This window comes from Nocardia yamanashiensis NBRC 100130, assembly GCF_001613325.1.
Taxonomy (GTDB): Bacteria; Actinomycetota; Actinomycetes; order Mycobacteriales; family Mycobacteriaceae; genus Nocardia; species Nocardia yamanashiensis.
On sequence record NZ_BDCD01000014.1, the window covers coordinates 185,718 to 198,894 of the forward strand.

At 69.2% G+C, this 13,177-nt stretch carries 16 protein-coding genes; 6 read left to right on the forward strand and 10 right to left on the reverse strand.

The window, feature by feature from the left end; translation table 11 throughout:
* Positions 1-18: 18 nt before the first annotated feature.
* Positions 19-1,035, forward strand: a complete 1,017-nt coding sequence (locus tag NY1_RS15480; protein WP_067712980.1) for a helix-turn-helix domain-containing protein — start codon at positions 19-21, stop codon at positions 1,033-1,035.
* Between the two features lie 42 nt (positions 1,036-1,077).
* On the opposite strand, the gene NY1_RS15485 is transcribed toward NY1_RS15480, so the two are convergent.
* Both NY1_RS15485 and NY1_RS15490 read right to left on the reverse strand, forming a co-directional pair.
* Positions 1,078-1,512, reverse strand: coding sequence for a DUF1851 domain-containing protein (locus NY1_RS15485; RefSeq protein WP_169815357.1), 435 nt, complete (start codon positions 1,510-1,512; stop codon positions 1,078-1,080).
* Positions 1,513-1,550: 38 nt separating this feature from the next.
* The gene (locus NY1_RS15490; RefSeq protein WP_067712983.1) at positions 1,551-1,916 is read right to left on the reverse strand and encodes a DUF4345 family protein; all 366 of its coding nucleotides are present in this window, start codon (positions 1,914-1,916) and stop codon (positions 1,551-1,553) included.
* Between the two features lie 34 nt (positions 1,917-1,950).
* Here NY1_RS15490 and NY1_RS15495 point away from each other — a divergent pair, with 34 nt between their 5' ends.
* Positions 1,951-2,826 (forward strand): AraC family transcriptional regulator, encoded by an 876-nt coding sequence (locus NY1_RS15495; RefSeq protein WP_067713581.1) that lies wholly within the window; start codon positions 1,951-1,953, stop codon positions 2,824-2,826.
* On the opposite strand, the gene nagB is transcribed toward NY1_RS15495, so the two are convergent.
* From nagB to NY1_RS15520, 5 genes are read right to left on the reverse strand one after another with little or no spacing between them, the layout of a single operon-like run.
* On the reverse strand, positions 2,820-3,602 hold the full coding sequence (gene nagB, locus NY1_RS15500; protein WP_067712986.1) for a glucosamine-6-phosphate deaminase: 783 nt from the start codon (positions 3,600-3,602) through the stop codon (positions 2,820-2,822). The genes NY1_RS15495 and nagB overlap by 7 nt on opposite strands.
* Entirely contained in the window at positions 3,590-4,750 is a 1,161-nt protein-coding gene (locus tag NY1_RS15505) for an N-acetylglucosamine-6-phosphate deacetylase (RefSeq protein WP_067713583.1), read from the reverse strand. The genes nagB and NY1_RS15505 overlap by 13 nt, the downstream gene beginning before the upstream one ends.
* A gap of 2 nt (positions 4,751-4,752) precedes the next feature.
* On the reverse strand, positions 4,753-6,408 hold the full coding sequence (gene ptsP, locus NY1_RS15510; RefSeq protein WP_233434343.1) for a phosphoenolpyruvate--protein phosphotransferase: 1,656 nt from the start codon (positions 6,406-6,408) through the stop codon (positions 4,753-4,755).
* Positions 6,398-6,661 carry an HPr family phosphocarrier protein gene (locus NY1_RS15515; protein ID WP_067712989.1) on the reverse strand — a complete coding sequence of 88 codons (264 nt, stop codon included), beginning with the start codon at positions 6,659-6,661 and terminating at the stop codon, positions 6,398-6,400. Before NY1_RS15515 ends, ptsP begins: the two co-directional genes overlap by 11 nt.
* Positions 6,658-7,881 carry a PTS transporter subunit EIIC gene (locus NY1_RS15520; RefSeq protein WP_067712992.1) on the reverse strand — a complete coding sequence of 408 codons (1,224 nt, stop codon included), beginning with the start codon at positions 7,879-7,881 and terminating at the stop codon, positions 6,658-6,660. Before NY1_RS15520 ends, NY1_RS15515 begins: the two co-directional genes overlap by 4 nt.
* Before the next feature lie 111 nt (positions 7,882-7,992).
* Here NY1_RS15520 and NY1_RS15525 point away from each other — a divergent pair, with 111 nt between their 5' ends.
* Entirely contained in the window at positions 7,993-8,223 is a 231-nt protein-coding gene (locus NY1_RS15525) for a PTS sugar transporter subunit IIB (RefSeq protein WP_067712995.1), read from the forward strand.
* Positions 8,224-8,228: 5 nt separating this feature from the next.
* Entirely contained in the window at positions 8,229-8,678 is a 450-nt protein-coding gene (locus NY1_RS15530) for a PTS sugar transporter subunit IIA (RefSeq protein ID WP_067712998.1), read from the forward strand.
* 60 nt (positions 8,679-8,738) lie between these two features.
* On the opposite strand, the gene NY1_RS15535 is transcribed toward NY1_RS15530, so the two are convergent.
* Together NY1_RS15535 and NY1_RS15540 are read right to left on the reverse strand one after the other, a co-directional pair.
* A complete protein-coding gene (locus NY1_RS15535) occupies positions 8,739-9,449 on the reverse strand; it encodes a GntR family transcriptional regulator (RefSeq protein ID WP_067713002.1) in 711 nt (236 codons plus the stop codon).
* Positions 9,450-9,492: 43 nt separating this feature from the next.
* Entirely contained in the window at positions 9,493-9,843 is a 351-nt protein-coding gene (locus tag NY1_RS15540; RefSeq protein WP_067713589.1) for a hypothetical protein, read from the reverse strand.
* A gap of 80 nt (positions 9,844-9,923) precedes the next feature.
* Between NY1_RS15540 and NY1_RS15545 the strand changes: the two genes are divergently transcribed.
* Positions 9,924-10,889: a quinone oxidoreductase family protein gene (locus tag NY1_RS15545; protein ID WP_067713005.1), complete on the forward strand. Its 966-nt coding sequence runs from the start codon at positions 9,924-9,926 to the stop codon at positions 10,887-10,889.
* 58 nt (positions 10,890-10,947) lie between these two features.
* Here the strand turns inward: NY1_RS15545 and NY1_RS15550 are convergent, their stop codons facing one another.
* Complete coding sequence (locus NY1_RS15550; RefSeq protein WP_067713008.1) at positions 10,948-11,553, reverse strand: TetR/AcrR family transcriptional regulator; 606 nt, start codon at positions 11,551-11,553, stop codon at positions 10,948-10,950.
* Positions 11,554-11,638: 85 nt separating this feature from the next.
* Here NY1_RS15550 and NY1_RS15555 point away from each other — a divergent pair, with 85 nt between their 5' ends.
* Positions 11,639-13,114 (forward strand): FAD-dependent monooxygenase, encoded by a 1,476-nt coding sequence (locus NY1_RS15555; protein WP_067713010.1) that lies wholly within the window; start codon positions 11,639-11,641, stop codon positions 13,112-13,114.
* Positions 13,115-13,177: the final 63 nt, after the last annotated feature.

The window sequence follows — 13,177 nt, forward strand, 5'->3', positions numbered from 1 at the left end:
GCACGGCGGGAGGGTTGCATGACGCGAGCGGACCGACTGGACGAACCGGTCGGCGCACTGGTCCGGCGCCTGCGCAAAGAGCGCGGATTCACCCAGGCGGTACTGGCCGCCAAAGCGGGATGCTCCCGCAGCCTCATCCAGCAGATCGAGAACGGCACCCGGGTACCGCAGTTGTCGCTGCGCGAAAAGCTCAGCCTCGCACTGGGTACCGCCTTGCCGTCCAATGGCAGCACCGGCGCCGCCCGCGCCATCGAACACCGGCACGATCAATTGCGCATGCGCTTCAATGTCCTGCTCGGCGCGGACGCCGCCGCCGTCGAACGCGGCCTGCGCCTGGTGGAACGCCTCTTGGAGGCCGCCCGCGCCGGCGAAGACGCACAGCCCCTGCGCGAGATCGCCCTGCGCCAGCTCGATCGCGCCGAAGACGTACTCGCCCAGGTGCCTTCACGCACCGCGACGGTCTGGGAATGGAGCACCGTCCGCGATATGAGCACCGTGGTGGAACACGCCACCCGCACCGTCCGCATGATCCACACCGCCTCCCTCGGCTCCATCAGCGGCGACGCCGGCGACGACTACCACGAGGCCCTCCTGCGCCTGGCCGCCCGCCCCGCCCCCGACCGCGTGGACATCCGCAGAATCTATGTGGTGGACCACATCTCGGACATGTGGCCCTACGAGGACCGCCTCTGGCGCCTCTCCCGCGCCGGCATCGAGAACGTCATAGTCAAACGCGACCACGCCCCCAACGCCACCGGCCTCCTCCTGGTAGACCGCCGCTTCGTAGTGGTAGGCGAATACGACGCCGAACCCGAAACCCGCGTAGCCAGCCGCATTTCCGCCCTCCCCCACGACGTAGTCTTCGCCGAACGCCGCTTCCAGCAACTCGACCGCCTCAAACACACCCGCTCAGCCTTCGTAGCCGACCCCCTCATCGCCGACCCCCCGCTCGCCCACTACACCGACCTCGACGACGCCGACTGCCGCACCCACTTCCGCGCCACCCTCGAATCCGCCTGGGACCGCCTGTCGTGACCCTGCCGCGGTCGTAGCGCGTTCGAGTCCACCGGCAGTGAGCTATTCGAAGTCCTGGGCTTGGGCTACCAGGTCGAAGAAGGACCAGACGCCGCCTTTGGTGTAGGCGCCCGGGGATTCGGAGCCGCCGTGGAAAGGGTAGGGGGTGGCGATGTAGACCTCGCCGTCGGCCAGGGGGCCGAGGAGGGCGCGGATGGCGGCGACGTGGGTGGGTTGCAGGACGTAGGTGATCACGTTGGGGTCGAACAGGACGCGGTCCACGAAGGCGTGGAGGTCCGGGAAGGGGCCGTAGGGCTTGACGCCGGGTGAGTAGGGGTCGAGGAGGGCGTATTCGCCGGTGCGGGTGCTCATCAGGAAGGCGTGACCCAGGTCGGTGTAGCCGACGACGGTGTCGTATTGCGGGTAGTGCTCGGCCCAGGCGGGCATGACGCGGTCGAGGCGCTGCGGGGGGATCAGGTGGAAGGGGACGCTGGTCACCGGGTCCATCCAACCAGATCGGTGGGTGGCCGCCGCGCTCAGCCGTGCCAGGTGAACAGGGCCGCGGCCGCGGCGGATTCGATCAGGAAATAGAACCAGACCGGGTAGAAGGCGGTGCGCCGGTCGACGGCCGCGGAGAGCAGGCGACCGGACGCCATGCCGGCGAGCGCGGCGCCGACGGCCAGCATGATGCCGGTGCGCGGGCCCTCGTTCACGGCCGCCACCACGAGCACGGCGGCCATGGCCACGCCGAAACCGCCGTACACGGCCCGTACCTCCGAGCGTGCGGGCGCGGAGTCGACGCGAATTTCGAAGGGTTGCAGGATTTTCGCGGGAGCGGCCAGGGCGGCGCAGCCCATCAGCAGAAAGAACGCGGCGAGGACGGCGGCGGTGGCGGTCGCCATGGGTAACCTCCTGAGAGACGGTGAGGAGGTCAGCATGCCGGTCCGGACGTCCCGGGCGCTGTCACGAACCTGCTGTCCCACGGTGTGGTTGTGGACGGGGCAGGCGTTGTACGCGGGTGCGGCCCTCGACCTCGCGCCGCATTCGGGATCGGTCTGGTGCCTGGCGGTCGGCGTGGACGGGGATTTCACGGTGCGCGCCGGGAAGGGTGAGCCGGTGACCGCGCGCAGCGCGCTGATTCCACCGCGCACGGTTCACCACCTGGTCGCGGCCGGTGGACGGATGATCTTCTGCTATCTGGATCCCGCCTCGGATCGGGCGGCCGCCTGCCTGGATCGGATGCGGGAGCCGGGCGTTATCGCGATCGGACACCACGAGCAGACGACACTGGCAGCACTGGGCGAGCAATTGCTCGAGGCAGGCTCGGTCGCATGGAACGCACCGGAAACCGTTGCGGCCGTGCGAGATACCGGCCAAACCGCAGACGAGCGCAACGATCTGCTCACGCTCGCTCCCGACGCCTTGGCGGCACGATGGCTGGACCTCGCGGCGCCCAGTTCGGCCCGGCGGATCGACGACCGGATTTCGACTGCCGCACAATGGATCCGGTCCGATCCGGCGGGAGCCATGTCCGCGGCCGATATCGCCGCGCGAGTGCACTTGTCGGAATCGCGCTTCCTGCACCTGTTCCGGCAGGAGCTGGGCACCAGCCTGCGACGCTACCGCGTGTGGGTGCGCCTGTTGCATGCCGCCACCCTGCTCGACGCCGGGGCGAACCTGACCACCGCAGCCGCCGAATCCGGGTTCGCGACCCCCTCGCATCTCGCCCACCGGTTCCGGGCGACCTTCGGCCTGCCCGCCGGGCAGTTCCTCGGAACCGGTGTGCGGCTACGGATCTCGCCGGATCAGTAACTCTGCCAGTCCGGCTTGTTGGCCACCGCGAACCGGTAATAGTCCACGGCTTTCAGATTCGCCGCCGCGTCCGGGTCGACGATCACGGTGACGTGCGGATGCAGCTGCAGCATCGACGCCGGGCAGAAGGCCGACACCGGCCCTTCCACCGCGGCCGCCACCGCTTCGGCCTTCCCGGCCCCGGTCGCGATCATGACGAGATGGTCGGCGTCGCTGATGGTTCCCAGGCCCTGGGTCAGGACGTGGGTGGGCACCTGGCTCAGATCGTCGTCGAAGAATCGCGCATTGTCCTCGCGGGTCTTCGGGGTGAGCGTCTTGACCCGGGTGCGGGAGGCCAGCGACGAGCCCGGCTCGTTGAACCCCAGATGCCCGTTGGCCCCGATGCCGAGGATCTGCACCGAGATCGGCCCGTTCTCGGCGATCATGGTCTCGTACAGCGCCGCGGCGGCGGGAATGTCGGCCGCCTCGCCGTCCGGGCTGTGCACGTTCCAGTCCTGGAAGTCCACGTGCGAGGTGAACTCGTCACGAATGAACTGCCGGTAGGACTGCGGATGCCCCGGCGGCAGCCCGATGTATTCGTCGAGCAGGAACGCCTTCACACTGTGAAAACTCAATCCGTCCTCACGATGCTGGCGAATGAGTTCCCGGTACGCCCCGAGCGGGGACGACCCGGTCGCGAGGCCGATGGCGCGGGCGCCCCGGCGCACATGGTCGGCCATGATCCGGCCGGCCAGCACCCCGGCTTCGGCGGCATTGTCGGTGATCACGAGTTCCATGGGGATCCGTCCTTGTACACGGTCAGCGGTTTCAATCGATGGTCGGTGACGAGCACGTCGGCCCGCATGCCCGGGTGCAACGCGCCGATGCTGTCGGCCATGCCGAGCAGCCGCGCCGGGGTGGCGCAGGCGGCGGTGGCGGCCGAGGTGAGATCCACGCCGGCGTGGAACACGGTGCGCCGCAGCACATCCGCGGCGGTCGCGGTACCGCCGGCGATGGCGCCTTCGCCGTCCGGGTCGTACACGCGCGAAACCCCGTCCCGCACCACCACATCCAGACTGCCCAGGTGATAGCGCCCGTCGGGGCAGCCGGCGGCGGCCATGGCATCGGTGATGAGGGCGAGATTGTCCGCGCCGAGGGTGTCGAACACCATGCGCACGGTCCCGTCGGCGAGATGCACCCCGTCGCCGATGACCTCGGCCACCACGTCCCCGCGCCCGGCGGCGGCCATGGCGGCGGTCAGGAAATTGGCGTCGCGGTGCGCGAGCTCGGGCATGGCATTGAACAGGTGGGTGATCGACACCCGCCACCCGCGCCGCATGGCGTGCACGGACCGCTCGTAGTCGGCGACCGTATGCCCCAGCGACAGCACCACATTCGCATCGGCCAGCACATCGGCGATGGCGTCGAAGCGTGCGGTCTCCGGCGCCACGGTCACCGCCACGATGCGCCCGCCCGCATAGTCGAGGAGCCGTTCCAGCATGTCCGGATCGCCGGGCACGATCCGGTCCGGATCGTGCGCCCCGCGCCGGTGTTCGCTGATGAACGGCCCTTCCAGATGGATGCCCGCCAGCAGCCCGGTGTCGACGGATTCGCTCAATATGTCGATGCGCTCACGCAATTCGTCCTCGGTGGCCGAGACGAGCGAGGCGACCAGGGTGGTGGTGCCGCGCCCGCGATGGAATTTCGCGGCCGCCTCCACCCCGGCGGCGTCGGTCTCGGGGAAGCCGTAGCCGCCGCCGCCGTGGCAGTGCACGTCGATCAGCCCGGGCAGGATGATCGGCGGTTCGTCCGCCGGCTCCGGCAGCTCACCGCCGAATCCCGTTGCGGGCCCGACGTAGTCGATTCGCGGTCCGTCGAACGCCACCACACCGTCGGCGAGTTCGCCCGCCTCGGTGAGGGTGACGACCCGGCCGCGCAGGGTGATCGTCAACTATCTCGCCCCAGCGCTTTCCGGGCCGCCGTCACGGCCGCGTCCGCGGTCCCGGCGGTCAGCACCGCATCGGCCGCGGCCCGGCACTGTTCGAGGCTCACCCCGGCCAGTTGCGCGCGCACGCCGGCCAGCGACCTGGGCGCCATGGACAGCGTCTCGACACCGAGTCCGACCAGCACGCAGGCGAATTCGGGATTGGACGCCGATTCGCCGCACACCCCGACCTTGACGCCGTTCTTGCGCGCCCCCGCCACCACCGCGGCGATGGTCGCGGCGAGCGCGGGCTGCCATGGATTGTGCAGCGCCGCCAGCGACGAGGACATGCGGTCCGCGCCGAACAGGTATTGCGACAGGTCGTTGGTGCCGATGGAGAAGAAGTCCACCTCCGCGCCGAGATGCTCGGAACGGATTGCGGCGGCGGGGATTTCGACCATGATGCCGCAGGCGCCGACCCCGGCCGCGCGCGCCTTGGCGACGAAGTAGCTCGCCTCCTCGACGGTGCCGACCATGGGCGCCATCACCTGCACGGCGGCGCCGGTGGCCTGGCGGGCCAGCTCGATCGCGGTGAGCTGGTCGAGCAGCGTCCCCTCATCGACGCTGCTCAACCGCAATCCGCGCACACCGAGCGCGGGATTCTCTTCCTCGGGGAGATTCAGGAACGGCAGCGGCTTGTCCGAGCCCGCGTCCAGGGTGCGCACCGTGACCGGCCGCTCCCCCATGATCCGGAAGATCTCGCCGTACTGCGCCGTCTGCTCCTCGACGGTAGGCGCGGATTGCCGGTCCAGGAACAGGAATTCGGTGCGGAACAGGCCCACGCCCTCGGCGCCGAGTTCCACCGCCAGCTGCGCGTCCGCGGCGCTGCCGACATTGGCCAGCAACGGCACCGCGTGCCCGTCGGCGGTGCGGCCGGGACCGGTGGGCGCATCGGCCCGGCGTTCCCGCTCGGCCTGCACGGCGGCCTTGCGCGCCTGGTCGGGCGCGATTTCTACGGTGCCACGCGTCCCGTCCAGCACCACTTCGGCGCCTTCGGCGATGGTGGCGGCGTCCGGGCAGGCCACCACGGCCGGAATGCCCAGCGCCTTGGCCAGAATCGCGGTGTGCGAGGTCGGCCCGCCCGCGATGGTCAGCAGCCCGACCACCTTCGCCGGATCCAGCGTCGCGGTATCGGCGGGCGCGAGATCCTGGGCGGCGAGCACGAAAGGCGTGTCGCTGTCCGGGATTCCGGGCGGGGCCACCCCGAGCAGTTCGGCGACCACCCGCTGTCCGACGTCGCGCAGATCGGTGGCGCGTTCGGCCATCAATCCGCCCAGCGCCGCCAGCTGTCCGGCGAAATGCGCGACCGCCTCGGTGACCGCGTGCGCGGTGGGCCCGCCGGCCCGGATGCCCGCGCGCACCTGATCCAGCAGCGCCGGATCGGCCGCCAGGGCCGAGGTCATGAACAGGATGTCGGCGGCCGGGCCGGTGGCGTCGAGGGCCTGCGCGGAGTAGCGCGCGGCGACGGTCTCGAAAGCCTTTTCGGCCCGGGCGATCTCGGCTTCGGCGTCCGCGCCGGGCGCGTCGTCCGGGCTGGTGACCGGCGCTGCCGCCAGCCACTTCACCGGCCCGACCGCGACGCCCGGTGCGGCGGCGACGCCGCGGATCTCAGCCGTCAAGATCGGTCTCCAGCAGCTCGACCAGCTTGTCCAGGGCCGCGTCGGCCCCGTCGTCGGCCGAGAGGGTGACGGTATCGCCCTGTTTGACACCCAGAGTCATCACCTGCAACAGGCTACCGGCGGCCACGCCCGGCTTGCCGTCGACCGAAATAGTCACGGGCACAGGCGATTCGGCGGCGGCCTTGGCGAACAGGGCGGCGGGGCGGGCGTGCAGTCCGGTCTTGGAGGCCACGACGGCGGTGCGGGTGATCATAGGGCGGTGTTCTCCTTGTCCAGCTCGTCGGCTTCCGGTTCACGACCGGGCGTCGGCAGATTCCAGCGCTTGATGATGAAACTGAAGGTGAAGTAGTACAGGGCGGCGTAACCGAGCCCGATCGGGATCAGCCAGAGCGGATGCTGGGCCTTGCCGAAGTTGAGCAGGTAGTCGATGGCGCCCGCGGAGAAGGTGAAGCCGTCGTGGATGCCGAGCGCATTGGTCAGGGCCAGCGCCGAACCGGTGAACAGCGCGTGGATGAGCAGCAGCGGCCAGGCCACGAAGATGAAGGCGAATTCCAGGGGTTCGGTGATGCCGGTGACGAACGCGGTCAGGCCGGTGGAGAGCATGATGCCGCCGACGACCTTCTTCTGCGAGGGCTTGGCATTGCGCCAGATGGCCAGCGCGGCGGCCGGCAAACCGAACATCATGATCGGGAAGAAGCCGGTCATGAAGGTGCCGGCGGTCGGGTCACCGGCCAGGAAGCGCGCGATATCGCCGTGCTTGCCGTCGTAGTCACCGATGATGAACCAGACCACGGAGTTCAGGATATGGTGCAGGCCGAGCGGGATCAGCATCCGGTTGGCGAATCCGAAGATGCCGCCGCCGATCACCGTGTTGTCGGCGACCGTATTGCCGAGCCAGGTGAGCCCGGCATTGAAGGCCGGGAAGACGAACGACATGGCCACGCCGATCACCACGGCCGCGCAGGCGGTCAGGATCGGGACCAGGCGGCGGCCGGAGAAGAAGCCCAGATAGTCCGGCAGCTGGGTGCGGTGGAACTTCTGCCACAGGATCGCCGCGGTCAGGCCCATCACGATGCCGCCCAGGACACCGAAATTCACCAGCAGCTGAGCACCTTTGGCGTCGGTCTTGCCCGCCAGCACGACCGGGGCCATGGCCTTGCAGACGCCGTTGAAGGCCAGGTATCCGACGACGGCGGCCAGGGCGGTGGAGCCGTCGGCCTTCTTGGCCCAGCCGATGGCGATGCCGACCGCGAACAGCAGCGGCAGATTGTCCAGCAGTGCGCCGCCGGCCCCCGCCAGCACGGCCGCAATGGTTTCCAGGGCCGACCAGCGGCCCAGCATGTCGTCCTGACCTAGTCGCAGCAACAGCCCGGCAGCCGGTAGCGTGGCAATCGGCAGCATGAGGCTGCGGCCGAGTTTCTGCAGTCCGGACAGGTCGATCTTCTTACGTACGCTCTGGGCGGCGTCGGCCATAGCGGGTCCCTCAGTCTGTGAATGGCGTCACGCACCGGTATGGTGACTGGTTATAACCAGACATATACTGGTTATAACCAGCTTTGTCCACTCGACACGCATGGAGGAAAGATGTCGAAAGTTGATCAGATCGTCGCGGGCCTGGGTGGCACGGACAACATCGTCGAGGTCGAAGGGTGCATCACCCGGCTGCGCGTGGAGGTGAAGGATTCGGCCAAGATCGACGAGAAGGGTCTCAAGGCAGCGGGCGCGCACGGAGTCGTCAAGGCGGGCAATGCCGTTCAGGTCGTGGTCGGGCCGACCGCCGACGCCCTGGCCGACGACATCAACGATCTGCTCTGAGACCGATGAGCACCGAGATCCTCGCGCCCCTGGATGGGCGCGCCATGCCGCTGTCCGAGGTGCCCGACCCCGTGTTCTCCGCCGAGATGGTGGGCGCGGGGGTGGCCATCGAACCACTGGACACCGATGAGCAAACCACGGTGGTCGCGCCGATCACCGGCAGCATCGTGAAGCTGCACCCGCACGCTGCGGTCATCGTCTCCGAGGCCGGCACCGGTGTGCTGCTGCACGTGGGCATCGACACCGTCGGCAAGCCGGACCTGTTCGAGCTGAAGGCCGCCGAGGGCGCGCGGGTGAACGCGGGCGATCCGCTGATCACCTTCTCCCCCAATGCCGTTCGCCGGCTGGGGCTGAGCGCCGCGGTGCCGGTCGTGGTGATGGACACCGCCCCGGGTTCGGCGCAGAACGCGCTGACCGGACCGGTCGCCACCGGCGACGTGCTGTATTCGATCTGAGCGGTCCCGGAAACGAGCGAGCCGCTGCCTGATCCAGGCAGCGGCTCGAATCTCGCGGGATCAGTCCTGATCGGCCAGCACGGTCATGTACACCTGGTAGCGATCGGCCCGGTACCAGGACTGGGCGTGCTCGACGGCCCGGTCGCGGGAATACGAGATGCGGTCGAAAGCCAGTAGCGGAGAACCGGTTTCGGTGCCCAGCCAGCCCGCGCCGCGCTCGTCGGCGGCGACCGCGCGCACGCTCTGCTCGGCGCGATCGATCGGGCAGTCGTAGCGGTCGGCGAACAGCGCGTAAAGCGACTGCGTCAGTTCGTGATCCAGCAGGCCCGGCAGCAGATCCGCGCGATACCAGCCGTCGTCGATGGACATCGGCAGCCCGTCGGCCAGCCGCAGGCGCACCAGGTGGAAGGCCTTCTCATTGGCCCCCAGCCCCAGCGCGGTCTGCGAAGCGGGCGGCGGCACGGCGTGATCGGTGTGCAGCACCACGGTGCTCGGCACCCGGCCCAGCCGCCGCATATCGTCGGAGAACGAGGCCATGTGCAGGCGCGACCGCGCGACCCGTTCGGCCACGAAGGTGCCCTTACCCGGGATCCGGGTGATGACGCCCTCGGATTCCAACTGCCCCAACACTTCTCGCACCGTCATGCGACTGACCCGGTAGTCGTCGCACAACTGGCGTTCGCTGGGCAGCATCTCCCCGGGGCGCAGCGTCGCGCACAGGGCGGTCAACGCGGAGCGCAGCTGCGCCTGTTTGGTCACGCGGCCGGCCACGTCACCTCCGACCGCGCTTCGCCCCCGCGAGTGGCGGGAAGTCTCACTTCTCGTTGCGCGCCTTCGGGAATCGCTTCTGCTTGGCGACCCAGCCGGCCATCTTGGCCCAGTGCCCCTTGGCCGGGGTCACCACCGAGACCAGCTCCCGGTTCCACTCGTCGGCCTCGGTCAGCCCGTCCACGGTCTCGCACAGCAGCTTGGCCGAGGCCAGATCGCCGACGACCCGATCGCCGAGCACGCCGTCGGCGCCGACCAGGGTGACCCGGACGCCGATCCGGCCGATGGGCTGCAATACCGCGGTGGCCGAACCGCCGTGATCCGCGATGAATCCCTGCACGGAATCGACGATGGACGGCGACAACTTCTCGGGTGCCGGGGCGGCGGTAGCGCTCATGCCCAGGAGTTTACCCATGCGCCGAACCCGGTCCACGAGCCGCCGGGCACGTCACATCGGCGCGGGTGTAGAAAAAGGTAATGCGCGCCATTCAGGTTTCCGAGCACGGTGGTCCCGAAGTCCTGCGGTATGTGGAGGTCGCGGACCCGCAAGCAGGGCCCGGTCAGTTGCTGGTGCGGACCGAGGCGATCGGGATCAACTTCATCGACACCTATATCCGGACGGGGCGGTATCCGCAGGCGGTGCCGTATGTGCCGGGGTCCGAAGGCACGGGCGTGATTCTGGCCGTGGGGGCGGACGTCACCGATTTCTCGGTGGGCGACCGGGTGGCTTGGGCCGCGGGGCCGGGGTCGTATGCCGAGCAGGTGATCGTGCCCGCGGCGGTGGCTATTCCGGTGCCGGAAGGGGTTTCGCCGGAGGTCGCGGCGTCGGCGCTGTTGCAGGGCATGACGGCGCACTACCTGATCGAGTCGATCTACAAGCCCGCGCCGGGCGAAGCGGTGCTGGTGCACGCCGGGGCGGGCGGGGTCGGGCTGATCCTGACCCAGTTGCTGGCGGGGCGCGGGATTCGGGTGATCACCACGGTGTCGACCGATGACAAGGAGAAGCTGTCGCGGGAAGCGGGCGCGGCCGAAGTGCTGCGGTACGAGGACGATATCGCCGCTCGGGTGCGGGAATTGACCGGCGGCGTGGGTGTCGCGGCGGTGTACGACGGGGTCGGCGCGTCGACGTTCGAGGCCAGTCTCGCGTCGTTGCGGGTGCGGGGCATGCTCGCGTTGTTCGGCGGGGCCAGTGGGCCGGTGCCGGAATTCGATCTGCAGCGGCTGGCCGGGGCGGGGTCGCTGTTCGTGACGCGGCCGACGCTGGTGCACTACACCCGCGATCGGGCCGAATTGCTGTGGCGCGCAGGCGATATCCTCAATGCCATCGCGGACGGCAGCCTGCGCATCCGGATCGGGGCCACCTATCCGCTGGCCGAGGCCGAGCGGGCGCATCGGGATCTGGAGGGCCGCAAGACAACCGGATCGATCGTGCTGCTGCCCTGATCCCGGGGTGACGCGGTCAGCCTCCCGGTGACGGCTGACCGCGCGGATCGATTCCGCTTCAGGGGATGTCGCGGCCGGTGAGGCCGCGGTAGATGAAGCGGGTGAGGCCGTCGATGGCCTGCTCGTCGGTGAGTTCGACCGCGCCGTCCTCGACGGTTTGCAGCAGGCCGGTGGCGGCCAGGAACATCATGGCCAGGCTGGCGTCGGCGGTGCTGGGCAGGGTCAGGCCGGCGGCGGGGAAGCGGTCCAGATGGTCGGCGACGTCCTGGCGCTGCTCGTGGGCGTATCCGCTGACTATGCGCGCGAATTCCTCGTTGACCAGGGCCGCCTGGTTCATGGCGCGCAGCACCGCCCAGTTCTTGCGGGCGAAGGTCCAGTAGCTGGCGACGTGGTAGCGGACCGCGTCCGGATCGGTGAAATCCGGATTGTGCTCGTCCTGCTCCGAGGCCGCATCTCCTTCCACCGCAAGGTCTTTCAGCAGCGCCTGGAGCAGTTCTTCCTTGCTCGCGAAGTGGTTGTAGAACGAGCCCGCGGCCCGTCCGGCCGCCGCGGTGATGTCGGTGATCTTGGTGTTCAGATAGCCGCGATCGGCGAAGAGTTTGCGCGCGGCATCCTTGAGCGCCTGCTCGGTCTCCGCCGATTTCTCCTGCCGCTTGCCGGCCATCCGCACCTCCTCTTGACAGCGGACGCTACCACTCTGAATACTGAATTCACATTCACTGAATACAGATTCACCATTTGGAGTAGGCATGAACACGCAGGTACTGATCGTGGGCGCGGGTCCCACCGGACTCACCCTCGGCATCGATCTGGCGCGCCGCGGCATCGCGGTGCGCATCGTCGACAAAGCGGAGACGTTCTTCGACGGGTCGCGCGGGGACGGCATCCAGCCGCGCACGCTCGAGGTGTTCCACGATCTGGGCGTGCTGGATCGGGTGCTCGCGGCCGGCTGCCCGCAGGCGACCATGCGGGTGCACCTCGGTGGCGAATTCGTGATGGAGCGGCGAATGACCGAATGGCGGCAGCCGACCCCGGACGTGCCGTTCCCGAATCCGTGGGTGCTCGGGCAGTCCGATACCGAGGGGATTCTGCGCGAGCGGCTCGGCGAGTTCGGGGTGCGCGTCGAATCGGGCACGGCGCTGGGCGAATTCAGCGCCGACGCGGACGGGGTCACCGCGACGCTGGAGCGGGCGGTCGGGAGCGAGACCGTGCGGGTGGACTATCTCATCGGGGCGGACGGCGGGCGCAGCACGGTGCGCAAGGCCCTCGGCATCGCTTTCGAGGGCACCACCGACGAGTCGATTCGCATGCTGCTGGGCGATGTTCGCGCCGATGCGCTCGACCACGAGTTCGGGTACTGGTTCGCCGGACCCGATTCCCCGATGGACGGTTTCGCCATGTCGCCGCTGCCGGGCGGGCGCAAGTTCCAGTTCGCGGCGCCGCTGGCCGACGACTCGGGGGCTGAGCTGAGCGACCTGCAGGAGCTCGTCGACCGGCTCTCGCAGCGCACCGACATCGTGCTGAGCGAGCTGAGCTGGTCGACGGTGTGGCGGCCGAATATCCGCCTGGCGCAGCGGTTCCGGGACGGGCGGGTGTTCCTCGCGGGCGATGCGGCGCACGTGCATCCGCCGACCGGAGGTCAAGGGCTCAATACCGGCATTCAGGACGCCTACAACCTGGGCTGGAAACTCGAAGCGGCGCTGCGCGATCCGAGTCCGGCGACCGAGGCGCTGCTGGACACCTACGAGACCGAGCGGCGGGCCATCGCGGCGCAGGTGCTGGGGTTGAGCTCCGAGCTCCTGGACAAGACGGTCAACGGCGATGCGGACGCCATGAACCGCGATCACGCGCTGCAGCTCGATCTCACCTATCGAAACCTGGTGCCGCCCAGCGATGCCGCCGATCCGGGCGCGCTGCACGCGGGTGATCGCGCGCCCGACGCACCGCTGGTCTCGGCCTCGGGCGAAGCGGTGTTCCTCTTCGATCTGCTGCGCGGCCCGCACGCCACGCTGCTCGTCTTCGGCGATATCCCGGTCGATGCCGAGGAACGCGGCGAGCGGACCCGGGTCGTCTCGGTGCTGCGGACGGACAGCGGGTCGGCGGATCGCACCGGCACGGAGACGGTGGTCGATGCCGGCGGCCACGCTTTCGAAAGCTACGGGGCTACCGAAGGGACGCGGGTGCTCATCCGGCCGGACGGCTATGTCGGCGCACTGACCCGCTGACGCATCCCGATCCGATCGCGCCGGGTCGGCGGCAGGAGGAGCTGATACCCGGCCCGCCACCCC

What these genes read in the sequence shown, in the direction of transcription:
- NY1_RS15480 (WP_067712980.1), top strand. Translation starts at nt 19, where the DNA reads ATGACGCGAGCGGACCGACTGGACGAACCGGTCGGCGCACTGGTCCGG.
- NY1_RS15490 (WP_067712983.1), bottom strand. Translation starts at nt 1,916, where the DNA reads ATGGCGACCGCCACCGCCGCCGTCCTCGCCGCGTTCTTTCTGCTGATG.
- NY1_RS15495 (WP_067713581.1), top strand. Translation starts at nt 1,951, where the DNA reads ATGCCGGTCCGGACGTCCCGGGCGCTGTCACGAACCTGCTGTCCCACG.
- nagB (WP_067712986.1), bottom strand. Translation starts at nt 3,602, where the DNA reads ATGGAACTCGTGATCACCGACAATGCCGCCGAAGCCGGGGTGCTGGCC.
- NY1_RS15515 (WP_067712989.1), bottom strand. Translation starts at nt 6,661, where the DNA reads ATGATCACCCGCACCGCCGTCGTGGCCTCCAAGACCGGACTGCACGCC.
- NY1_RS15520 (WP_067712992.1), bottom strand. Translation starts at nt 7,881, where the DNA reads ATGGCCGACGCCGCCCAGAGCGTACGTAAGAAGATCGACCTGTCCGGA.
- NY1_RS15525 (WP_067712995.1), top strand. Translation starts at nt 7,993, where the DNA reads ATGTCGAAAGTTGATCAGATCGTCGCGGGCCTGGGTGGCACGGACAAC.
- NY1_RS15530 (WP_067712998.1), top strand. Translation starts at nt 8,229, where the DNA reads ATGAGCACCGAGATCCTCGCGCCCCTGGATGGGCGCGCCATGCCGCTG.
- NY1_RS15540 (WP_067713589.1), bottom strand. Translation starts at nt 9,843, where the DNA reads ATGAGCGCTACCGCCGCCCCGGCACCCGAGAAGTTGTCGCCGTCCATC.
- NY1_RS15545 (WP_067713005.1), top strand. Translation starts at nt 9,924, where the DNA reads ATGCGCGCCATTCAGGTTTCCGAGCACGGTGGTCCCGAAGTCCTGCGG.
- NY1_RS15550 (WP_067713008.1), bottom strand. Translation starts at nt 11,553, where the DNA reads ATGGCCGGCAAGCGGCAGGAGAAATCGGCGGAGACCGAGCAGGCGCTC.
- NY1_RS15555 (WP_067713010.1), top strand. Translation starts at nt 11,639, where the DNA reads ATGAACACGCAGGTACTGATCGTGGGCGCGGGTCCCACCGGACTCACC.